The sequence below is a fragment of the Methanocalculus pumilus genome (genome assembly GCF_055382585.1).
This window is the reverse complement of record NZ_AP042393.1, coordinates 1,050,502-1,073,284: the sequence shown is the minus strand read 5'-3', so window position 1 is coordinate 1,073,284 and position 22,783 is coordinate 1,050,502. Positions and strand designations below refer to the sequence as shown.

Sequence of the window (22,783 nt, the reverse complement as noted above, 5' to 3'; positions counted from 1 at the left end):
TAATACTTTTTACCTATAATTGTACAACTCTAGTATAATGGCTAAGAAAGGCTTACTACTGGTTGGACATGGGAGCAAACTCCCGCACAACAAGGAACTTGTCGAGAGCACCGCCGCTCTCATCGCCGCGAAGAATAATGACTATATCGTTAAAGCAGGGTTTATGAGCATGAATGAACCCTCTGTAGAAGAATCAATACAGGCGTTCTCAGAGGAGGATATCGATCTTCTCGTTGTTGTTCCTCTCTTCCTCGCAAAGGGCGTTCACATACTAAAGGATATCCCGGGTATCCTTGGTCTTGAAGAAGGAAAGAAGAGGGGAGTTGTGAAACTGAATGGGAAAGATCTCCCACTCGTGTATGCCGATCCGATCGGCGGTGACCCGCTCCTTGCAGAACTGATGCTGAAGAATGCGGAGAATGCCATCCGCGATCACCTCTGATCGATCTATGCGCCTGCTCGCGCTCGATACTATTCATGGCGGAGGGGTGATCGCCTCCGCCCTCCGTGAGCAGGGTTATCGAGTTGATTCTGTTGATGTCTACCGGGGCAGTGAAGGCATCACTCCGGAAAAGGCAATGGCAACATCATACTCCTGCTGTATTGCCCCGGTTCATCTTGATCCAGCATACCCCCTGCTCCATACAGGGATACCGGTGATCACCCATCACCAGGCAGCTGGAATTCTGATGGGATCTGATCTGCCGCACCCTTTGATCGAAATAACTGGTGCAGTCGGAAAGACAACAACAGCCTATGCACTTGCACACCTGATGGCAGGCGCCGGTATCCTGCATACATCAAGAGGAACCCTTCGCTATCCTGAAAAAGAGATGCCTGGCCGAACGAGCATCACCCCTGCCAGTCTTATCGCCCCTGCCAGAATGGCTCATTCGATTCATGGCTGGCTGATAGGTGAGTGCTCGCTCGGTGTCTCAGGGAGAGGAGATCTTGGGATACTTACCTCGGCAGATGACTACCCAATCGCTGGTGGGAAGAGATCAGCTCTTGCTGCAAAATGCGGATCATTAAAGACGTGCAGGACTGTTCTCCTCCCCGATGGAATCAGGCTGGATCATCACCCAAATCAGCATACTGTTGGAGAGATCGTCTCTTCAGATGGAGAATCGATCACCTATGAGTATGACGGGATCAGCGGCTCATTTGATCATCCGCTCCTCTCACTGAAAGGATACCGTATACCATTGATGAACGCCGCTGCCGCTGCCTGTCTTCTCGGCATCGATCCCTCACCTCTCTCATCATTTGAAGCCCTTCCCGGCAGAATGCAGACCGGGAGAGAGAACGGATGCCTGATCGTTGATGCCTCAAACAGTGGGACGACAGCAGACACAACCATTGAAGCAGCAGCCTATGCACGCCGGATACAGCCGGACGCCCCGTTCCATCTTATCATAGGACAGGATGAGCATGCGGTCTGTGAAAACTTTGCCGCATCTGATATCGAATGTGCCATCAGAGAGATCAAACCAGATAAACTCACACTCGTTGTTTTAAATCCCGATGAGGAGATTGTCTCTCTCTATCCCGATGCCACTGTCTGCTCTTCACTTGAAGAAGCACAACGTCATGCACCCCGCACGCCGGGAACAATTCTTCTCCTGGCAGTAAAAACATGGAGGTAAAACCACTATGCAGTACATTCAGCCACGCCCAAGTTCCATTGTAGCCGCCCTGTATACCGCCCGTGATCTCGGAGTCGATGTCGCTATCCTCCATGGTCCTTCAGGGTGTTCATTCAAACATGCCCGTCTCCTTGAAGAGGATGGGCTCAGGGTGATCACCACATCCCTTGCCGATAACGAGTTTATCTTCGGGGGGCAGCAGCTCCTCGAGGATGTTCTCAGATATGCCGAGAAGACATTCTCGCCAGGGAGAATCGCGGTTATCGGGACCTGTGTCTCGATGATCATCGGGGAGGATATGCAGGCGGCAATCGACTCCTCGGGTATCACCACTCCGGCAATAGCAGTAGATATCCATGCAGGTTTTTCCGAGAATATTGACGGGGTCATCGCTGCACTTGAGCCGGCTGCAAGAGCAGGCTGGATCAGCGAAGACGAACTGACACGGCAGCGCCACCTCCTCGCAAAGGCAAATGAAGTTGAACGGCTTCGTGGTGCGGCATCCCGGAAGTATATCGAGCCTGAACGTGGGGATCTGAAACATATCGCCGCACAGGCTCTCCTGGATTGTGCATGCGGGGGGAAGAAAGGGATGGCAATCATGAATGCCAAGAAGGAGACGGCATACATGTTTATGGATGAACTCTGTGCACTCCACGAGGCTGCACCGGATGCGGATATTATCTATTATGCAAATCTCGAAGATCGCGGTCTTCCGAAAGTAAGGGGCGATGCGGAGCGAATTCGTCTTGAGGCAGAGAAACGAGGTCTCCCACTCTCGATACTCGGCTCTCTTGATGAATATGGAGCTCTTGGAGACGATCTTGGTCGCCTGATCCGGGAGAAGAAGCCTGACTTTCTCTTCATCGTGGGTGTTCCTCATGCAGTCCCGGCAGAATATACAGAAGGAATCACCATCTTCTCGATTACAAACGGCCCCCGGCAGGTGGCACCACTGCGTGAACTCGGCCATCAGCATGTACTGGTGGAGATTGATCTCCATCCAAAGACCCTGGGTGTACGTTCAATTGTGGAGAGTGAATTTGGAGCGGTGCTCAGGAGCATGAGATGCGTACCCTCCTGATCTCTGGTGACCGCTCGGGGTGCGGGAAGACGAGTATCACGCTTGCAATCTCTGCAATCCTCGCAAAAAAAATGTCCGTCCAGACCTACAAGGTGGGGATGGATTACATTGATCCCTCATACCTGACCGGTGTCACCGGACGGCCATGCAGAAATCTCGATAGCTATGTCCTTGATGCAGAAAGTCTCCGGGGTATCTACTCGCATGCCGCACAGGGTGCTGATATCGGCGTCATTGAAGGCGTGCGGGGGCTCTATGAAGGATCTGAAGTCCTTGGAGATACAGGGAGCACTGCATCGATTGCAAAGACACTTGGTGTAAATACAATCCTTGTCATCAATGCAAAGAGTATTACCCGGAGTGCCGCTGCCATTGTCAGGGGGTTTCAGAGCTTTGATCCGGATGTGCGGATCAAAGGTGTGATCTTAAACAATGTGTCGGGGGGAAGACACCTTGAGAAGGCCAAAGGTGCAATCGAGCACTTCTGCGGAATACCTGTCATCGGGGCAGTCCCGAATATGCCGGAGATGGAGCTTGCAATGCGGCACCTCGGTCTCGTTCCCTTTCGGGAAGGGAGCGAGGACAGTACATTCCAGGATCGGATTCTGACAATTACCCGTGTTATCGAGGAGTATATCGATATTGATGCCCTCCTGAAGATTGCAGAGGAACCCCTCCACCCCGGAACCCCTCATCCGGCATTTCATCCATACAATGAAATGGATCTTACGATTGGCATCGCCTATGATGAAGCCTTCACCTTTTATTATGCGGATCTCTTTGATCTCCTCCGCGCACGGGGAGCAGACCCCGTCTTCTTCTCCCCGATTCATGACCGCCTCCCCGATGCTGATGGCTACATAATCGGTGGCGGCTATCCGGAACTCTATACTGAAGCACTGGAAGAAAATACCGGAATGCGGAGTGCAATAGCTGGTGCTTCAGAGAATGGCATCCCGTTTTATGCGGAATGCGGCGGTCTGATGTACCTCACCAGATCAATCACCAGAAAGGCAGGATGGCAGGAGCAGGAAACATCATCAACCCATGAGATGTGTGGTGTTTTTCCGGGAATAACCCTGATTCCTTCAGGACGGGTGCTTGGATACGTTGAAGGAGAGTCGCTTGCCGGTCCCCTTGGAAGAGCGGTATTTCGGGGTCATGAGTTCCATTATAGTGAGATCCAGATGGACTCCAATCAACAGTATGCATTCAGGCTATCACGTGGGAAGGGAATAACCTCTGGAAATGACGGGATTCTTGTGAATAATTCGGTTGGCAGCTATGCCCATCTCCACCCTGTTGCAAGTGCTGATATGATTGGGACATTTCTTGAGTGTTGCCGCGGATCAGGTACGAAGCAAAACTAATACATTGATCCTCTTTCCAATACTCTTACATGGAAATATACATCGATGGAAAATTCTTTCCTGAAGGGGAGGCGAAGGTCTCGGTCTTTGACCATGGTTTCCTCTATGGTGATGGTGTTTTTGAAGGGATACGCAGCTATAATGGACGGATATTCCGATTAAAGGAACATATCGACCGGCTCTATGATTCTGCCAAAATGATCGATATGACTGTGCCTGTCTCAAAAGACGAATTTGCCGAAATTATCATCGGGACGGTCAGGAGAAACGGGGTTAAGAACGGATACATCCGCCCGATTGTCAGCCGTGGAGCCGGTACGATGGGACTTGATCCCCGCCACTGTCCAAAGCCGACGATCGTCTGTATTGCAATGGAATGGGGTGCGATGTATGGTGATCTCTATGAAAAGGGTCTGACTGCCGTTACGGTTTCCATACGAAGGAATGCACCGGATGCCCTGCCACCCAATGTGAAGAGCCTGAACTATCTCAATAATATCCTCGCCAAGATTGAGGCAAACTACAAGGGCGGGGATGAGGCGATCTTCTTCGATGCACAGGGCAGGATATCAGAGGGATCCGGCGATAATATCTTCCTTGTTAAGAATGGGATCATCTATGCCCCTCATACCCTGACGAACCTGAAGGGAATCACCCGGGATGTCCTCATTGAGATTGCAGAGAAACTTGGCATCCAGTTGAAAGTGATAGAGCTTGGGTTCTTTGATCTCTATACCGCAGATGAGATGATCGTTACAGGAACTGCTGCTGAGATTGCTCCGATCGTGAAAGTTGATGGCAGGGCAATCGGCAGCGGGCGGCCCGGCCCCATCACCAAACAGATCATGGCCGCGTTCAAAACCATCACCGAGACCGAAGGCACTCCGGTCTGATCCGGGTGTCGGACTGGAGAAAAAAGCAGCCTGATGGATAGAATCATATCAATATCTTTTTATTTCAAAAGGTCTACCTTGTATAGCACTTTTGTTGCATGGCTGATATAGTGTAGTGGCCAATCATGTCGGCCTTTCACGCCGACGACTGGGGTTCGAATCCCCATATCAGCATCATCTGCTTTTAAAATCAGTTTCATTTCTTCTTTCAGCCTGGTAAAAGATATACCTTTCATGCTCACCTCTCTATCTGTCGTTTACACACGATAAAATTCACTTTTTTTATCGTTTATAGACGATAGGTATATGAAGTACCAGGTCAACTCTGGATCATGGATACTGGTGCCAAACTGAAGGCTGCGATCATCGAGTGGCAGGAGAGAGATCTCCCCACGCTCTCTCCCCGGCGAACCAGCATACAGCTTGAACTTCCTCATATCAACGACATCATCGGCGTGAGGCGATGCGGAAAGACGTACTTCATGTTTCAACAGATCGAGGAACTGATGAAAAATGGTGTTCCGAAATCAAGGATCCTCTATCTCAATATCGATGACGACAGGCTACAGCCGCTGAATGGCGATGAGCTCGATCGATTAATAGACACCTTCAGGGAACTCTATCCGTCTGGAGAGACTGAGAGATTATACCTTTTCCTGGATGAAATCCAGAATTTCCCCGGATGGGAACGGTGGATCAAGGGTATTTATGACAGAAAGCGAAACCTCAGGATTGTTATAAGCGGATCGAATGCATCACTCCTCTCAGAGGAGGTTGCAAACCGCCTCACCGGGCGGCACCTTACAACCAGAATGTATCCATTTAGCTTCAGGGAATATGTAGAACATCATCAGATCCCTCTTGATCTGAAAACCCTCCCGTTTTCTGAGAGGAAGATCGAAATCAGGAGGCTCTTTCAACAATACCTTACACGGGGAGGGTTCCCTGAGGTTGTTGTCTACCCCACAGTTGATGAAACCCTCCTGCTCCAATCATATTTTGATGATATCATCTTTCGGGATATCGTGACCCGGCATGGGGTGAGGAACCCTGCTCTTTTCAAGGAACTGGCTATATTCTGCATATCAAATGTAGCAAAGCCGCATACCTATAATTCACTGCGAAAGCTCTTCTCCGGATTTCAGGCCATCAGTACCGATGCGATTATCAACTATCTCTCCTATCTGGAGGATGCATTCCTGCTCTTCTCTGTCAGGCACTATGATGACTCGCTCAAAAAACAGGTGAATAAGCCGAGGAAACTCTATTGTATCGATCCCGGTATGATGAATGCAGTCTCATTCCGGTTCTCTGAAGATATAGGGAGGCTGCTAGAGAACCTGGTCTTTTTGCAGCTTTATCGGGGCGGCCGTGAGATCTATTACTGGCAGGATGACAAAGGGCTAGAGGTGGATTTTGTTCTGAAATTGGGCCTGAAATCGTTTGAATTAATCCAGGTCTCATTCGACATCTCCGACCCATCGACACGGGAGAGGGAGATACAAGGGCTCCTCTCTGCCATGGATCATTTTGGGATCTCTCATGGACTGATACTGACCTCAGACCTTTTTGACGAAGAGATAGTATCCGGAAAAAGAATCCGCTACCTGCCCCTCTGGTTCTGGCTGCTAACAGAGGAAAAGACAGGGGGCATGAATTTGCCGGATATCTGAATACTTCCTTCTCCAATAAAATGTACGGGGGGAGAGGTGCAACAAGCAGCACCTCTCTTCAGAAAAGGCCTTTCTACGCTTGCTTTTTCCATGCAGCTTCAGCCTTCTGTGCCTTCTTCTCACTGCCTGCTGCCCTGTATGCCAGGACCAGGACCGGGTAGGGATCAACCCCGAGACGTTTCTTTTTCAGAAGCTTCTCACAGATTTTAACTGCCTTCTTCGGAGATTCTGTTTGGAGATAGATCCTTGCCAGGAAGAGTGCGGCCTCGTCCGGATCCATATCACCTTGATGTATGAGTGCCTCTGCTCGTTTGTAATTCCTGTCCAGAACAAAGAGGTATGAGTTGATGAGAGTCAGTGCCTGTTTGCAGTTATGTTCCAGAAACACAGCTTTTTGGTCGAAGACTTCGTCCATCCGGTCAAGATCAAGACCCAGTTCAATGAAGGTTACGCTCATATCGAGGTAATTACCGTCACTGATATGATCTCTGAGATAGGAGAAGAAGAGTTCAATATCATCATGTTCGAGCACTTCTTCGGGGGAAAGTGCAAGTATCTCATCGGGTATCCTCTCCTCCGGTTCTTCTAAATAGAGATCTTCGTCATCAGTTTCATCATCATAATAATAATCTTCGAGCAGCTCAGCTCTCTTCCTGAAATATTCCGGTTGATATTCTGGGGGCAGATCCTTTAATCTCTCAGCAGGAATCTGACGAATGATCCAATCTGCAATTATAAGGACACTGGAGTTTGTACTCTGCATGAGTCTCTCAAACTCATCATAGAACCCTTCTTCATGCAATATTGGATCATCGACCCAGTTAAGGAGGTGAATGAGGGCAATTGCCTCCTCACCAATTGTAACCGCCTCCTCTTTCTGTAAATCGATATATTCCACAAACACCTCATCAATCCTCTTTTCAACGTCTGCAAGAAAGCCATCAATTATCTCGACACTCCCAAAAGCAGCAGCAATCACAACATTGAGGGGATCCCTTATCTCCGCATCTTCAGTATCAGATGTAAAGAGCATGACCAATGAAAGGAGATTATGGAGATACGCTGGTATGGCCTCAGTAAAACTGATGAGTTCTACCTCCAGATTATCAGAGATTTTTGCTCGAAGAAGGTATCTGATACCTTCGATCTGCTCACGGAATGACAGATTATGGAAGACAGAATATCTATATGAATGGTCCAGGATATCGTTTGTTCCAGAAGATGGACGAAACAATGTTTCCGCTAGCAGATTATTCCATAGCTCTTTTGCCCTCTTATCATCTTCCATGAGGGTAAAACCAAGGAAGGCATAGAGCCGTCGCATAAATTGTGGATCGTTATGCCGTTTCGTGAGGTTTGCTAATATTTTTTTATCATGCTTTTTATCCCATGAACGATTAAGGAATGCCTGTCGCATCATGCAGAGGGACGAGTCCCTAAAGAAGTAATCATCAATCAATGTGCTGTGTGCTGACATATGATCCCCGATGGACTCATAGAGTGATGCAAGGGCAAGAGTCACTTCGCGGCAATCGGGATACTCTTCAAAGGTTTCAGTGATGATCCCGATTAGTCTATTCTTCTCGTCATAGGTGAGATGATCATTGGTGAGATCAAATGCGGGCCCAAAAAAGTGAAAGTGATCGGGATCACTGAAGAAGGATCTGCTCATATACAGAGGGTAAGATGTTTATGGATTTGTTTATTTCTGATGATCAGCACCCTCTCATAAAAACCGGCGTGGATCATGTATGTAGGATAGTGTACGTTATACTTCATATGGGATAAGAAAAAATAGTACATCCAGGAAGATATATCTATCGCAGAGTTGAAAGGGCAGCTCTGCTTTCATCTCCGGCCTGAAGACCAAAGACTTCCCGCTCCGTCCCCTTCACCCCGCCAGTTAAAACCAACAAATGATTATGTTGATCTGAATGCAGGAATACAACCCTTCCATTTGTTGTTTATATTGAGTACGCAATAACAATTGGAGGTTATTCATCAATTATTATCTCTTTTGAATAATATCGACCTTCAGAGAAGTGGGGAAGAACCATTATTAGAAGGATGAACTCAACTACTTGCAGGATGAATCGGATCGTTTCAAAAGCAGCAATGATTCTCATCGCCATCCTGCTGGCAGGAGGTATCTGGGTAGCCGCTTCCTCCGGGAACCTTGACCTGCTCTCTTTTATGCTCCTTGCCCTTATGCTCTATCTCTTCTGGATATGGAGGAGGCTGAATATCATCATTGATGAACGGCTGGTGGCAATTTACGAGAAGACAGCGGTCCGGACACTTGAGACTTCAGTGTTGCTTCTCCTCTTCTTCTCATTATTTATCCTCTTCATGGGGTATTATGCAGGTGCATCAAATCTCCTGGTCTGGGGATATGCACTCATGCAGAACATCGTCCTGATCATGTCCATCTACCTTCTCTTCTGGCTGTACTATTCCAGAAAGTTTGGAGCATAAGAGATGAATAATACCATCAAGTTCCATCGGACCGCGCACAACCTGACGCAGGAGGAGTTAGCTACTGCGCTTGGCGTCACCAGGCAGACGATCCTGGCTATTGAAAAAGGGAAGTACGATCCATCACTTGAACTTGCATTTAAGATCAGCCGATATTTTGGAGTTTTGATCGATGAGATCTTTTTGTATGATGAAGAAATGAAGCCGGATTGAACGGCTCACAATCCATAAATACAAAAATGTACAATATATTTTACATCAGGCAGGATTCCTGCACCACACATGGAGAAGATAATGGAGATCTGTATCCGGCTTGAAGAGGTCAAACGAATCTATCCGATGGAGGCAGGAGATGTATACGCACTAAACGGCATCACTCTTGATATCGGCGTTGGTGAATTTGTTGCAATAATGGGAGCGTCCGGCTCAGGGAAAACAACCCTTTTGAATCAGATCGGTTGCCTGGATCAGCCGACAAGCGGCGACCTCTATATTGAAGGAAAGAATACCCGTGAACTCTCAGATTCTGAGCTTACAGATCTGCGCAGAGATGCAATCGGCTTTATCTTCCAGAAATTCAATCTAATCCCCCTCCTGACGGCATTTGAGAATGTCGAATATCCGCTTATCCTAAAGACCGGTGCACGGGATACCACCGGAAAGCCAGCTGATCTCTTAAAACTCGTCGGCCTTGATGGAGGCCACATCCACCACACCCCAAATCAGCTCTCAGGTGGCCAGCAGCAAAGAGTTGCAATTGCCAGGGCCCTTGCCAATGATCCACGGATTCTCCTCTGCGATGAACCAACAGGCAACCTCGACTCAAAGACCGGGCAACAGATTATGGATATTCTCACCAATCTGAACGGACAGGGGAAGACGATCGTGATGGTCACCCACTCAGATGAGATTGCATCCTTTGCAGATCGGATCATCACCATCCGCGACGGGGTGATCCAGTGATCCGCCTCGGAATGACATTTGAACTGGCAAAGAGAAATGTCAGGCTCCATCTCTTCAGATCAATTCTTGCGGCACTTGGGATCATCATCGGCGTTGTTGCGATCACCTCGATGGGTCTTCTCGGCGGTGCCCTTGAGCAGTCTGTATCTGATGAGCTGATGAACATGGGCAACTCAATAATCATCACCCCGGCAGGACCCTCAGTTGGAGATCAGAAAGCAGGAATTGATGAGCGGGACATCAGGCAGATCAAGTTGATCGCGGGGAGGCACCCGACAATCGCCTTCTACAATACCTATGACCAGATCAAAGTCGGAGATAACCGGAGGTATGCCTCCGTGTACGGTGTTGATCCAGGAGAACTTCCGTCAATAACAACCCTGGTATCAGGAAAGTACGTCTCGGGAACAGAAGGTGTGATGATCGGCCAGAGTCTGGCCCGACAGTACGATATCAAAGAAGGCAACTTCATTACAATCGGCATCGGAAGCCATGAACAACGGATGCGTGTTGTAGGAATCCTTGAAGATACCGGTTTCTCTGGCGGCATCCAGACTGACAATTCCATCATCGCATCCGAGCGGTGGTATGAATCAAAGTATGGGGGGAAGGGTAAATACGATCAGGTTGTCATCAACGTTGAAGATCTCGATGAGATCGACCGTATCAAGGATCAGATCGATGCCAGGCTGAACCGGCGTGAGGATGTCGTCAATATAATGGATTTCAGGGCGATGATCTCATCCATACAGGATGCAATCGGCCAGATATCACTCTTTGTCATGGCAATTGGCGGAATATCGCTTGTCGTTGCCGCAGTCAGCATCCTGAATGTGATGCTCATCTCGGTGAACGAGCGGATCAAGGAGATTGGGATTCTCCGGAGTATCGGTACCCAGAAGAGTGATATCAGCAAGATGTTCCTGTACGAAGCAACGATTCTTGGCCTGATCGGATCGGTCTGCGGAGGGGTGATGAGCCTCATCGGCGGCGGGCTTCTCATCCTGCTCATCATGCAGGATATCAAGTACCTGATGACATTCAACACCGTATTCACAATATTTTATGGGATGTGTATCGGAACAGTCATCTGTATCGCAGCAGGGGTGTATCCGGCTCACCGGGCAGCACAGATGAACCCGATTGATGCGCTTTCGAATGATTAGGTAAGTTCCGCAGGTACACCCAATCTTTTTCTTCCACACCAGATCACCATCCTCCCTTATCAACCAACATCACCAATAATCTTCGATGCTCAGCAGACAGACAGAAGATCAGATCCAGGGGTTGCTGACCCGTTTTTGTGATCTCTACTCACAGAAGGATCTTGAAGGGATCCTCGCAATCACTGCGCCTGACATGATGGGATTTGGAACGGGTGCAGATGAGATTGTACGAAACCATGAGGAGATGGAGAGGCAGCTCAGCCACGATTTTGAAGAGTTTGAGACCATCTCTGTCAGGATGGCAGACTGCACCATAAAAGCTGAAGGGACGATCGCCTGGGTGATGGGAGATCTCACCTTCACAGCAGATAAAAACGAGATCCCATGCCGGATCACGATGGTACTCCGGGGCACCGGACACCAGTGGGAGATTGTGCAGATGCATATCTCGCAGCCGGCAGCGGGTCAGGCAGAAGGAAGATCTTTTCCGGCCTGATCTTTGGATTATAGAAAATGGGGAGATTAAGAGGTGAGCGGGGCGAGCTTCTTGATCACCCGCTCTACCTGTTGTACCGAGGTGCCGATATAGCGTTTCGGCAGGAGTGCATCTTCGATCTCAGCAGAGGAGATTAAACCAGTCACCTCGGGGATCTCAGAGAGGATCTCAGCAAGCGGCCTCTTCTCTTCAAGCGCCTTCATGCTGGTTGCCCTGATCACCTCATGAGCTGCCTGCCGATCCATCCCGCGCCTTGTGAGTTCGATCATCACCGACTCGGCAAGATTGATGCCATGGAGCAGATCAAGGTTCTTTGCCACATTCTCTTCCTTGATGATCAGTCCCTCAAGTGCCTGCACCATCACCTTGAGGCAGTGATCGCAGAGGATGGTTGCTTCTGGAAAGATCACCCGCTCGCAGGAGGAGTTCGTGAGATCCCGCTCATCCCAGAGGGTGTTATTCAGGAGTGCAGGCTCAACTGCGGATCTGATCACCCTGGCAAGACCACCTACCTGTTCACTCTTAATCGGGTTTCTCTTATGCGGCATCGTGCTGGATCCGACCTGCTTCTTGGTAAAAGCCTCTTCAACCTCGGCAATCTCTGTCCGCTGGAGAGAACGGATCTCTATCCCGATCTTATCGAGGGTGGTTGCGATGTTTGCGAGGAGGAAGAAGTATTCGGCATACCGATCCCGGGAAACCACCTGGTTCGAAACATCCACTGAGCCGATCCCAAGGTGGCGCATCATCGCCGCCTGCACCTCCATCCCGTCCTCTCCAAAGGCAGCCTGCGTTCCGACCGCGCCGGTCATCTGCCCTACAACAACCCGTGGGCGCATCTCACGGAGCCTGATGATATGGCGACCGATCTCACTTGCCCATATGGCAAAGCGGAGGCCGTAGGTTGTGGGAACACCGATCTGGCCATGTGTTCTCCCTGCACAGACGAGCGTCTTTGTGGCAGTGCTCCTCTCAATGAGAACCCTGAGCAGGATCTTCAGCTTCTCTTCGATACAGTCGAGGGAATCTTTAATCTGAAGGGCGGTTGCCGTATCCAGGATATCGTTTGAGGTCGCCCCGTAATGCACCCAGCGTCCGGCGGGGCCGGAGACCTCGGCGAGCGCCTTCACAACAGCCATCATATCATGGTTGATCTCGGCTTCAATCTCGTTTGCCCGGCGGAGAGATGCCTTCGGTGCTGCAGCAGCAATCGCCTCTGCCGATTCCATCGGGATGAGGCCGATCTCAGCCTCGGCTGCGGCAAGTGCCACTTCGGCCCTGATGATTGCATTAAATCTCGCCTCTTCGCTCCAGATGCGGCGCATCTCGGTTGTGCCGTACCGGAAGTCTATCGGGTGGATCGCCATGGATCTATATTGGGACTCTGGGAGGATTAAATCGATCCATCACCCTTCAGAAAAAACAAAAGAGATGGTGTTTTGATGAATGTGAGCAGTTTCGTATTGACAAAAAAACTATGAGGGCATAAGATGGGATAGGGGTAAAACGTCACCGATTTATAATCTGCTACCCAATGATCCTGAACAACAGGATATCCAACATTCCAAAATAAGAGAATTATATGAGCTCTATTGACGACTGGTTCCCCTATACCCGCTACCGCCCTCATCAGGAGAAGATGCTGAATGCCGCAGCAGAGACAACCAGAAACGGCGGCACACTCCTGATCGATGCGCCGACCGGGAGCGGGAAATCAAGTGTCATCTCTGCCCTCCTTGCAGAATCAAAGGGAAGAACAATTCTTGTTGCTGTCAGGACGATCAGCCAGCTGAATACCTTCATCAGGGAGCTTGATCTGATCAGGCAGAAGAAGCCGGGGCTGAAGTTCACCTACCTGATCGGGAAACGGAGCATGTGCCCGCTCGGCGGGATCGGGGATGTGTACCGGCAATGTGAAGGAGTGAAGAACTTCACCAGCGCCCTGATGCGGGAGCGGGCGATAAAGGGATCGCTTGTGCCTGCAAAGGATCCGGAGATTCTGAGGCAGATCAAGCGCCAGGACCGTGACCATCCGCTCATCTGCCCGTATTTCGTCAACAGCAGGGTCTTTCTTGAAGGGGATGAAGGATTCAGGCTGGTGCCATCGCAGGAGATCCGGAGAAAAGCCGAGAAAGCCGCGCTGAATGTCGTGAACCCCGATAATCTCCATGCATATGCTGGCAGCCTCTGCCCCTATGATCTGATGATGACCTCGGCAAAACATGCGGATGTCATCATCGTAAACTACCATCATCTCTTTAATGACGATATCAGGGAGCAGTTGCTCGTCTCGCTAAATGTTGAGCCGCAGGACATCATCCTTCTCATTGATGAAGGACACAATGTCGGGGATGTGGTACAGGGGATCCAGAGTGTCTCCCTCCAGGAGCGGGACATCCAGCAGGCATCTCATGAACTCTCATCCCTGAAGTCGAAGGTGAAGGGTGCAGAAGCTGTCAGGCATGTGCTGCCGAGGATACGTGACTTCATGGACGGCCTCCGCCGCTCAAATGAGACCGAGGACTGGTTTGACCCGGCAATCTTCGATCGGATACTGACAAAAGGCTCCCTTTACCCGTCGATGGCGGCAATTGTTGAGGATATCATTGCAATCAGTGATGTCGTGCGGGAAAAGAGCCTCCAGAAAGGCGAGTTCAAGGAGACCTCCATCGAACGGCTCTGCGAGTTCCTCTACCGAATCCATTGCTCGGCAACCGATCCGGCATACCTGACTGTCTTTCGGAAAGAGGAGGACTCGGTGATCCTTGAGGTCAGGAATATCGATCCTGCCGGGAAACTCAAGGTTATTGTTGGATCCCACCACGCCTCGATCTTCATCAGCGGCACACTCTCTCCAATCAACAGCTTCAGGCAGTACTATTTTGAGGATATGGATGTTGCCACCCTCTCAATACCAAATGCATTTCCAAAAGAGAACCGCCTTCTCCTCACATCAGGGGATATCACGACCGCCTTTCGTATGAGGCAGGATGCAGGCAACATCGAGCGGACTGTCCGGACGATCACGGCTTTTGCCGGGGTGCCCGGCAACCTCGCAGTCTACTTCCCTTCGTACCAGATCATGAGCGAATATGCAGATCGGTGCGCCATCAGAAAGAAGAAAGTATTTGTAGAGCCGCGTGATGCAGGTGAGGCAACAGAAATGCTGGCAGAATTCCTCGGACTCCCTGCAAAGAAAAAATCCGGCATCCTCTTTGCTGTCTGCGGCGGCAAATGGAGTGAGGGGCTCGACTACAGGGGCGAACTCCTCTCGGGTGCGATGGTCGTCGGGCTCCCTCTTGCCCCCTATACCCAGGTGAGGGCGATGAGCATCCAGTATTTCAGACGGAAGTTTGGAAAAGACGGGGAGTTCATCGCCTATACACTTCCCGCCATTAACAAAGCCGCCCAGGCACTCGGTCGCGTGCTCAGGACGCCGGATGATCGCGGGGTGCTCATCCTCGGAGACAGCAGGTTTCTCGATACCGAGGTAAAAAGCGGCCTCCCACCCTGGATGCAGGAGGAGATGACTGCCATTACCGCCGATATGATACCCGGGGTGCTCTCCCGATGGCGATGAGGGAAGGTAGCGGGAGATTCGGTCTCTGGCCGGTCTCTGCTGCATGGGATGATGAGTATATCTATCGGGTCTGGTTTGGACATTCTGATGGGGAAGACGGACTTCATCCGGCAATCACCGAATACCTCGCTGGGAAACGATCTGATCTCTCGGAACTCCGCTCCCCGGCAGATGAAGGGGAATCGACATCTGCTGCAATCTACAGGGTTGTGAGAGGCATTCCCTATGGGAAGACGATGACATACGGTGAGGTAGCAGACGCATCAGGCACCCATCCACGGGTAGTCGGAGGAGCACTCAGGAGGAATCCGACACCGCTTGTGATCCCCTGTCACCGTGTCGTTGGAGAGAAGGATGTCGGGGGCTTTACACCGGATATCCGAATCAAGGTAGACCTTCTCAGGCTTGAAAGCCAGAGACAAAAGAACATCCATAAATTTGAGAAAATCAAATAAACCTATTATTCACCATGAATGAGAAGAGGACTGCATTGATCCTTGTCGGTGGCGAGGCACGGCGATCGGGAGGAATGGAGAAGTATTTCTTCACCTACGGAGGGAAATCCTTCCTCTCCCATCTGATCTCTGCTCTCTCAAAGGCTACAGACGAGATCATCATCGTCGCCCGCGACGAGGAGCAATGCCGCCGTTTTCAGGATATCCCGGACATAAAAATCTGTTGTGATCAGGTACGCGGAATCGGACCGCTTGGCGGGATCATTGCAGGTGTCGAAGAGGCAGAAGGCGATCTTATTTTTATTACTGCCTGTGATATGCCCTGTATTCGATCTGACGTTGTCGAGTTACTCTTCACTTCAATACAAGATGCCGATTCTGCAGTGCCCTACTGGAATGAAGAGATGTACGAACCCCTGCATGCCGTCTATAGAAAGGATGCACTGAAGGCATACATCGCCACCCATGCCTCGTACTCACTCCGTGAGATGATCAGGAGCATCAATACAAAATTTATTCAGATTCAGGAGATCCGGGAGATTGACCCGGACCTGAAATCCTTTACAAATATCAATGATCTGGGAGATCTAAAAGCAATTAATGGGTCAAAATAGGTTCAGACCCGTTTTCTCCGGCCGCTTGCATCCCGTGCGTACGTTCCAAATTCAGAATTGATGATCCGATCCCCTGTAAAGACCGGACCGTCCCGGCAGACACAGAGACCTTCCGGATCGATCGCACATGATCCGCAGACCCCGACACCGCATTTCATGTACCGGTGAAGCGAGAACTGACCGCGATCGGCAATCCCAGCATCTGAAAGGCGGTTTAAAATCCCTTTCATCATCATCTCAGGCCCGCAGACACAGATCGTATCATAGGAGAGGGGATCGATCTGTTCATCCAGCACCCCGGTCACAAAACCATGGTACCCGGCAGTCCCGTCATCAGTTGCGATTTTGAGATCGGTAAGAACAGCAAGCGAACGGGCAAAGACGAGTTCTGCTTCTGTCCGTGCACCGAGGATGAAGGTATCAACGGACCCGTTTACAGCCAGCGGATAGAGCGGGGCGACACCGACACCGCCTGCTATCGCAAGGACCCGCCCCTTCGGTGTGAAGCCGTTTCCAAGGGGGCCCCGGATGCCGATCATCTCTCCTAGTGTAAGCGAGGTGAGTGCCGCTGTTGCCTCCCCCACTTTCTGGACGGTGATCGAATCAGGCGACGAGAAACCCATAGGCACCTCATCGATTCCCGGCACCCATACCATGCAGAACTGGCCGGGGAGGATGGCAAATTCGCGATCAAAACGGAGTGTTTTCACAGTCGGAGTCTCGTCGATGACCTCAGTCACCGTCACCACAACCGGCATCCCATCACGCATGGGCACACCCCACGAGCTCGGCGGCAGAAATTCCATCTTGCGAATAGAGTTCGTCTGCGATGGTTTTGAAGACAGAACAGTCATCATAGACGGCAGATCCGATCTGCACCGCAGACGCACCCGCCATCATCATCTCGATTGTATCCGCAGCAGAGGAGACGCCGCCGCACCCGATGATTGGGATCGAACAGGCTTCATAGAGATCATAGACACACCGGAGCGCAATCGGGAAGATCATCGGACCCGATATACCCCCGAACCGGTTCCCAAGCACCGGCCGCCTGAGATCGATTGCGATCCGCATCGCCCGGACGGTATTGATTGCAACAAGGGCAGTTGCCCCGCCTTCTTCTGCAGCCCGCCCGATGGCACCGATGTCAGTGACATTAGGAGTCAGTTTCACCCATGTAGGCCTCCCAAATGCTGCCACCTCCTCGGTGCAGGCACGGACCATGGCGGGATCGGATCCGATCGCAGCACCGTACCCCTCTGCATGGGGGCAGGAGAGGTTCAGTTCAAATCCGGCTGCAATTCCCTCAAACCAGGAGGCAACCTCGCCAAACTCAGCGGGTGTTCCCCCGAATATGCTGACAATAACAGGTTCCCCGGAGAGAGTCTCCAGTTCAGGTACAAAATTCTTTGATGGGTTTGGGAGCCCCATCGCATTGATGAGCCCCCCTTCAAGCGGAACCAGGCAGGGGCCGGCATGCCCCTCTTTTGGGACCGGACCAATTGATTTGGTAACCACTCCCCCGGCACCCAGGCGGCGCATACGCAAGAGGGATGCTCCGGTTGTTCCAAGGACTCCTGCTGCCAGGATGAGATGGTTATCAAGATCAACCCCCCCGACAGAGACCTGATCCTTTTGTAATGTAATCATCCAGAGGGAATTGGTGCTGTTTAATAATGAGCATACCCCATAGTACCAGTATTATGACGAGCCTTGCAGTGCTTGGCGTCGGGCGAATCGGGGGAGAATGTGCCTTTGCAGCTACCACCCTCGGTATTATCGATGAGTTGATTTTAGCAGATGTCTACAAGCCACTCCTCCGCGCCCAGGCCCTCGATCTCCTCCATACGAATACGGATATACCAATCTCTACAGAGACTGGCAGGATTCATGATGCGGACATCTGCATATTTGCAGCAGGATCACCCCGCAATCCCTCTATTAAGACGAGGGCGGACCTCTTCGATGCAAACCTTTCTGTTGCCGAGGCATGTATACAACATCTGGGAGGATTTGGTGGGAAACTGATTGTTGTCTCAAATCCAATGGATGTTTTCTGCTATTATTTCCAGAAGAAACTCGGGATGCCGCAGGAGGACTGCATTGGTTTTGGCGGGCAGCTCGATTCCCGGCGGTTTGAGGTAGCGCTCGGAAGCCGCGGGATTGACGGACCTGCGTTTGTGATTGGAGAGCATGGCGAACATCAGGTACCCCTCTTCTCTCATCTGGGCAGGGAGATGCCACTTCCAGAGCGGGAGAAGATCCTCGCAGAACTACGGGGAGCAAGCATGGAAGTTATCTCAGGCAAGGGCGGAACCGCCTTTGGACCGGCATCCCATATCATTGATCTTGTACGGATGCTGAAGGGTGAGAAGAGCGATACAATAACCGCTGCACTCTCCCTTAATGGTGAATACGGGTATTCAAACTGTGCGATGGGAGTTCCGGTTCGTGTCTCTTCGAATGGTGCGAAGGTGATCCCAAACTGGCCGCTTGATGCATGGGAGAGGGGGCAGCTTGATGAAGCCGGAGCATTCCTAAAGTCCCTCTGCCGGAGGCTTGATGTCTGAACTTGAGATAGCAGTCATCCAGGTTGAGTACAGCAATGCCCCAGGCGGTCCCCTGATCCATATCTTCGGGCGAAAGAGGGATGGATCGGCTGTGGCGGTGGATGTTTCCGGGTTCCGGCCGTATTTCTATGTCCCGGCAGGTGAGGCGGCACGGGAGAACCATCCTGACACCGTTGAAGTCTCGGATATCCGGTCAAAGACGATCAAGGGCGAAGAGGTTGTCCGGCTCTATACCCGGCGGCCGGGAGATATCCGTGATGTCCGTGAACGCTATCACCATTTCGAGGCAGATATACCCTTTGCCACACGGTTCATGATCGACTGCAATGTAACAGGCGGGGTGAGGGTGCCGGGAACAACCGTCGAATATACCGAGGTTTGTCCAGCCGATGTTGATGCGCCTGCCCGCGTCTGTTTCCTCGATATCGAATGCGATGATTCAGATGGTTTTCCTGAGCCGGAAAAGCAGCCGATCTTCTGTATCACCTGCTATGACTCCTTTGATACCCGGTACACAACCTTCCTGCTGAGATCACCTGATGCGAAGACATCACCTGAGGGGGAAGTACAAAACGGCGGGTACGCAAACGGCTGCTTCTCCGAGGGACGGCATACGATCTGCTCCTATCCTGACGAGAGAGCGATGCTCACTGCCTTTACTGCACATATCAGGGATACAAACCCGGATATCATCAGCGGTTGGAATATCCTCGACTTTGATATCGCCTATATTACCCGGAGGATGGCAACACTCGGGCTGAACCCGGCTGATCTCTCCCGTCTGCCTGGCCAGACCGACCGGAATGCGATCCGCGGCCGTGTTGTCTTCGATCTCCTGACTGCATACAAGAAGATGCAGGGGTCGCAGAAGGAGTCTTACCGTCTTGACGCAATTGCAGAGGATGAACTCGGAGAGCGGAAAGTCAGGTACACCGGAACAGTCTTTGATCTCTGGAAGATGGATCCGGTGAAGCTGATCGAGTACAATTACAAGGATGTGGAGCTCTGTGTCGGGATCGATGCAAAGAACACGATTATCCGGTTCTACCAGGAGATTGCACGTTATGTCGGATGCCCGCTCGATCGGACCCTGAACTCATCAAATGTCATTGATATCTATATCCTGAGAAAAGCATCAGGCACGTTTGTCCTGCCCTCGAAGGGGAATGCAGCAGGGGATGAGTTTGAAGGGGCAACCGTCTTTGAACCTGCAACAGGAGTCCGGGAGAATGTCATTGTTCTCGATCTGAAATCCCTCTACCCGATGGCGATGATGACCCTGAATGCCTCTCCCGAGACAAAAGATCCCTCAGGTGAGATCAAGGCTCCAAACGGAATCCGGTTCAAACGATCTCCTGACGGACTTACCCGGAGCATCATATCGGAACTGCTCGCCGAGCGGGATGAGAAGAAGCGGATCAGGAACACCTTTGAATATGGATCTGATGAGTACATCCTCTACGATCTCCAGCAGAATGTCCTGAAGGTGATCATGAACACCTACTATGGTGTCTCAGGGTATTCCCGTTTCCGGCTCTATGATCGGGAGATCGGATCTGCGGTCACCTCTGTCGGACGGGCGATCATCCAGCATACACGGGATATCATTGACAAGAAAGGATACTTTGTCCTGTATGGCGATACCGATTCCTGTTTTGTCGAACTACCGCCATCTGATCTAAAACAGACCATACTGATCGCCCGTGAGATCGAGGAAGAGCTGAATAAGAGTTTCCGTGCCTTTGCAGAGGAGGTGTTGAATGCAGATACGCATTACTTCTCGATAAAGTTCGAGAAAGTCTATCGCCGGTTCTTCCAGGCAGGCAGAAAGAAACGGTATGCCGGACATCTCATCTGGAAGGAAGGGGCAACGGTTGACCAGATCGATATCGTCGGCTTTGAGATGAGGAGATCTGATTCACCCCAGATTACAAAGATCGTCCAGAAGACCGTGATGGAGATGATCCTCCAGGGTGCCGGATTCGATTCCGTGAAGGAGTACCTCAGAGAGGTAATCCGGCATTACCGTGCGGGACGTTGTCCGCTTGAGGATGCCGGTATCCCAGGCGGCATCGGCAAACATCTTCAGGATTATGATACAAAAGATGCACATATCAGGGGTGCAATCTACTCAAATACCTACCTGAAGACAGATTTTAAGAAAGGCAGCAAGCCAAAGCGTGTCTATATCAAAAATGTCACAAGCACCTACCCAAAGACTGATGTCATCTGTTTTGAATATCCCGATCAGGTGCCGCCGGAGTTTGTCATCGACTGGGAGACGATGCTTGAGAAGACGGTAAAAGGGCCGATTTCACGAATTCTTGAAGGTCTTGGATGGGACTGGGATGAGATTGATCCCCGGAACACAACACTTGCGATGTTTGGGATCTCATAGTCTCCGCCGCCTTAGTGCCCGGTACGAGAGGTAGGTGAAGACGGCGGAGAAGAGCATGATGAGCAGTATAGTGATGCCTGTTGCGATATTGCCGATCAAAAAGATCCTCAGGGCATCGGATCCAAAAGCCATCCCAAATGATCCGATTCCTGATCCAAAAACCATGATCCAGAAGACTTTCCATGGATCGATTCCGATCAATCTCCCGATTGCGGATCCCATCAGGGAGCCGGCACCCTGTATCGGGAGCGTCACATAGAGGAGGAGGGTGAATGCAGTAAACCTCTCCATCCAGGGTTTTTCAGCAATCATGGCTTCAACATCCGAGATGAGCCTTTCCATATATACCCCGATTCGTGGAATGGCAAAGAGATGCTGGAAATTCCACGCCATAAAGAGGGCTCCGACGGCATCAAGGACAAGGACGGTGAGACCGGCATACCACCAGGGAAATCCCGCAACGATGGCAACAGGAATGATCCATCTGCCTATCGGAGTTGCGAGGTAGGCAAGAACCACCGATAGAAGTGTGATGAGAAGGAACGGGGGCAGGAACAGAGAAGAGATGGCAACATAGATCAGAATGAGCAGAAATGGAACGACAATCCCGATCAGGGGATACTCATCAGGTATATCCACAATCAGGATTGGGAGGGATTGAAAATAAAGGTGTTTGAAGGTTTAGATGGAGCGGAAGAAGACCGTTGTTCTGATCTCCTCTGCGCCAAAGAATTTCTTACAGAATTCAGCGGTGATCTGCGGCGGGTATTCCTTGCAGCTGAAGATATCAAGGTATGCACCGTTTGTGTCGTTTGCAAAATGCCCGGTGATACAGGAGGTTTCAATCAGCTGTACTAATGAATAACCGGCAACCCGCTCATTTGGACCGAAATTTACGATGACCGGTTCACCGAAGCGTTTCATATCAATGAGATCACAGACTTCTACAACAAACTGATGAATTTTCTGCGGGTCACGGATCGTATCCGGGTTGCAATTCTTCAGATCAATTGCTGTGCAGAGGCCCCACATGTTCTCCTCTTTGAAATGGTTCATGATCTCTCTGTCGGACAGTTCTTTTGGTATCTGCATAGTCTGGGTCAAAGTCTTACAATCTCCCTCTTTGGATACTAATAGGTTTCAAAATTCAGTATATAAATATTTCCCAGTTGGAAAACGATTATAATCATTCAATTACGTAACCAGAGAGTTTATTTTGGTCAAAATCGACTGATTTAAGTTTTACAATAGCCAATCTAAAAATAAGCATTTAAAATCGAATAAATTTGAAAAAGCTCAATTTTGACATCGATAAAAAAAAGAGGAGATTTCAGGTCATGCGCTTTTTGAAATTGATATGAGTATATAAAGATAGGAGGGAGTGAATCACATCTGACAAC

At 50.5% G+C, this 22,783-nt stretch carries 22 protein-coding genes and 1 tRNA gene; 17 read left to right on the top strand and 6 right to left on the bottom strand.

All coding sequences use genetic code 11. The features are described 5' to 3' along the window. Positions 1-37 precede the first annotated feature (37 nt). The 7 genes from cfbA (at position 38) to ACZ44I_RS05530 (ending at position 6,666) form a co-directional block, all read left to right on the top strand. Positions 38-442: a sirohydrochlorin nickelochelatase gene (gene cfbA, locus ACZ44I_RS05560; protein WP_464547998.1), complete on the top strand. Its 405-nt coding sequence runs from the start codon at positions 38-40 to the stop codon at positions 440-442. Then, positions 420-1,646, top strand: a complete 1,227-nt coding sequence (gene cfbE, locus ACZ44I_RS05555; protein WP_464548000.1) for a coenzyme F430 synthase — start codon at positions 420-422, stop codon at positions 1,644-1,646. The genes cfbA and cfbE overlap by 23 nt, the downstream gene beginning before the upstream one ends. A gap of 7 nt (positions 1,647-1,653) precedes the next feature. Further along, entirely contained in the window at positions 1,654-2,730 is a 1,077-nt protein-coding gene (gene cfbD, locus ACZ44I_RS05550) for a Ni-sirohydrochlorin a,c-diamide reductive cyclase catalytic subunit (RefSeq protein WP_464548001.1), read from the top strand. Then, positions 2,715-4,100, top strand: a complete 1,386-nt coding sequence (cfbB, locus tag ACZ44I_RS05545; RefSeq protein WP_464548003.1) for a Ni-sirohydrochlorin a,c-diamide synthase — start codon at positions 2,715-2,717, stop codon at positions 4,098-4,100. Before cfbD ends, cfbB begins: the two co-directional genes overlap by 16 nt. A 29-nt stretch (positions 4,101-4,129) precedes the next feature. Further along, positions 4,130-4,993, top strand: a complete 864-nt coding sequence (ilvE, locus tag ACZ44I_RS05540; RefSeq protein ID WP_464548004.1) for a branched-chain-amino-acid transaminase — start codon at positions 4,130-4,132, stop codon at positions 4,991-4,993. A gap of 101 nt (positions 4,994-5,094) precedes the next feature. Then, a tRNA-Glu gene (locus ACZ44I_RS05535) sits at positions 5,095-5,167 on the top strand. A gap of 158 nt (positions 5,168-5,325) precedes the next feature. Then, entirely contained in the window at positions 5,326-6,666 is a 1,341-nt protein-coding gene (locus ACZ44I_RS05530; protein ID WP_464548006.1) for an ATP-binding protein, read from the top strand. Between the two features lie 73 nt (positions 6,667-6,739). On the opposite strand, the gene ACZ44I_RS05525 is transcribed toward ACZ44I_RS05530, so the two are convergent. Continuing rightward, positions 6,740-8,338, bottom strand: a complete 1,599-nt coding sequence (locus tag ACZ44I_RS05525; protein WP_464548008.1) for a tetratricopeptide repeat protein — start codon at positions 8,336-8,338, stop codon at positions 6,740-6,742. A 416-nt stretch (positions 8,339-8,754) separates the two neighbouring features. Here ACZ44I_RS05525 and ACZ44I_RS05520 point away from each other — a divergent pair, with 416 nt between their 5' ends. From ACZ44I_RS05520 to ACZ44I_RS05500, 5 genes are all read left to right on the top strand, one after another. After that, positions 8,755-9,141: a DUF2178 domain-containing protein gene (locus ACZ44I_RS05520; RefSeq protein ID WP_464548010.1), complete on the top strand. Its 387-nt coding sequence runs from the start codon at positions 8,755-8,757 to the stop codon at positions 9,139-9,141. Positions 9,142-9,144: 3 nt separating this feature from the next. Further along, on the top strand, positions 9,145-9,354 hold the full coding sequence (locus tag ACZ44I_RS05515; protein WP_464548012.1) for a helix-turn-helix transcriptional regulator: 210 nt from the start codon (positions 9,145-9,147) through the stop codon (positions 9,352-9,354). Positions 9,355-9,423: 69 nt separating this feature from the next. Continuing rightward, positions 9,424-10,104: an ABC transporter ATP-binding protein gene (locus ACZ44I_RS05510; RefSeq protein WP_464548014.1), complete on the top strand. Its 681-nt coding sequence runs from the start codon at positions 9,424-9,426 to the stop codon at positions 10,102-10,104. After that, on the top strand, positions 10,101-11,270 hold the full coding sequence (locus ACZ44I_RS05505; RefSeq protein WP_464548016.1) for an ABC transporter permease: 1,170 nt from the start codon (positions 10,101-10,103) through the stop codon (positions 11,268-11,270). Before ACZ44I_RS05510 ends, ACZ44I_RS05505 begins: the two co-directional genes overlap by 4 nt. A gap of 85 nt (positions 11,271-11,355) precedes the next feature. Continuing rightward, positions 11,356-11,766, top strand: coding sequence for a nuclear transport factor 2 family protein (locus ACZ44I_RS05500; RefSeq protein WP_464548018.1), 411 nt, complete (start codon positions 11,356-11,358; stop codon positions 11,764-11,766). A 26-nt stretch (positions 11,767-11,792) separates the two neighbouring features. Here ACZ44I_RS05500 and purB read toward each other — a convergent pair whose 3' ends face one another. Next, the gene (gene purB, locus ACZ44I_RS05495) at positions 11,793-13,133 is read right to left on the bottom strand and encodes an adenylosuccinate lyase (RefSeq protein ID WP_464548020.1); all 1,341 of its coding nucleotides are present in this window, start codon (positions 13,131-13,133) and stop codon (positions 11,793-11,795) included. A 215-nt stretch (positions 13,134-13,348) separates the two neighbouring features. On the opposite strand from purB, the gene ACZ44I_RS05490 reads away from it, so the two are divergent. Genes ACZ44I_RS05490 through mobA form a run of 3 tightly spaced genes read left to right on the top strand, consistent with a single transcriptional unit; the run spans position 13,349 to position 16,415 of the window. Then, positions 13,349-15,346, top strand: a complete 1,998-nt coding sequence (locus ACZ44I_RS05490) for an ATP-dependent DNA helicase (RefSeq protein WP_464548022.1) — start codon at positions 13,349-13,351, stop codon at positions 15,344-15,346. After that, positions 15,337-15,801: a methylated-DNA--[protein]-cysteine S-methyltransferase gene (locus ACZ44I_RS05485; RefSeq protein ID WP_464548023.1), complete on the top strand. Its 465-nt coding sequence runs from the start codon at positions 15,337-15,339 to the stop codon at positions 15,799-15,801. Before ACZ44I_RS05490 ends, ACZ44I_RS05485 begins: the two co-directional genes overlap by 10 nt. Before the next feature lie 14 nt (positions 15,802-15,815). Beyond that, positions 15,816-16,415 carry a molybdenum cofactor guanylyltransferase gene (mobA, locus tag ACZ44I_RS05480; RefSeq protein ID WP_464548025.1) on the top strand — a complete coding sequence of 200 codons (600 nt, stop codon included), beginning with the start codon at positions 15,816-15,818 and terminating at the stop codon, positions 16,413-16,415. Positions 16,416-16,417: 2 nt separating this feature from the next. On the opposite strand, the gene ACZ44I_RS05475 is transcribed toward mobA, so the two are convergent. Both ACZ44I_RS05475 and ACZ44I_RS05470 read right to left on the bottom strand, forming a co-directional pair. Next, a complete protein-coding gene (locus ACZ44I_RS05475; protein ID WP_464548027.1) occupies positions 16,418-17,185 on the bottom strand; it encodes a dihydroorotate dehydrogenase electron transfer subunit in 768 nt (255 codons plus the stop codon). Then, positions 17,178-18,065 carry a dihydroorotate dehydrogenase gene (locus tag ACZ44I_RS05470; RefSeq protein WP_464548029.1) on the bottom strand — a complete coding sequence of 296 codons (888 nt, stop codon included), beginning with the start codon at positions 18,063-18,065 and terminating at the stop codon, positions 17,178-17,180. The genes ACZ44I_RS05475 and ACZ44I_RS05470 overlap by 8 nt, the downstream gene beginning before the upstream one ends. Before the next feature lie 26 nt (positions 18,066-18,091). Between ACZ44I_RS05470 and ACZ44I_RS05465 the strand changes: the two genes are divergently transcribed. Together ACZ44I_RS05465 and ACZ44I_RS05460 are read left to right on the top strand one after the other, a co-directional pair. Beyond that, positions 18,092-18,985: a malate dehydrogenase gene (locus ACZ44I_RS05465; RefSeq protein ID WP_464548031.1), complete on the top strand. Its 894-nt coding sequence runs from the start codon at positions 18,092-18,094 to the stop codon at positions 18,983-18,985. Next, positions 18,978-21,383 carry a DNA-directed DNA polymerase gene (locus ACZ44I_RS05460; RefSeq protein WP_464548033.1) on the top strand — a complete coding sequence of 802 codons (2,406 nt, stop codon included), beginning with the start codon at positions 18,978-18,980 and terminating at the stop codon, positions 21,381-21,383. The genes ACZ44I_RS05465 and ACZ44I_RS05460 overlap by 8 nt, the downstream gene beginning before the upstream one ends. Here ACZ44I_RS05460 and ACZ44I_RS05455 read toward each other — a convergent pair. Beyond that, positions 21,378-22,022: a small multi-drug export protein gene (locus ACZ44I_RS05455; RefSeq protein ID WP_464548035.1), complete on the bottom strand. Its 645-nt coding sequence runs from the start codon at positions 22,020-22,022 to the stop codon at positions 21,378-21,380. The genes ACZ44I_RS05460 and ACZ44I_RS05455 overlap by 6 nt on opposite strands. A gap of 42 nt (positions 22,023-22,064) precedes the next feature. After that, the gene (gene speD / locus ACZ44I_RS05450; RefSeq protein WP_464548037.1) at positions 22,065-22,487 is read right to left on the bottom strand and encodes an S-adenosylmethionine decarboxylase; all 423 of its coding nucleotides are present in this window, start codon (positions 22,485-22,487) and stop codon (positions 22,065-22,067) included. Between the last annotated feature and the right edge of the window lie 296 nt (positions 22,488-22,783).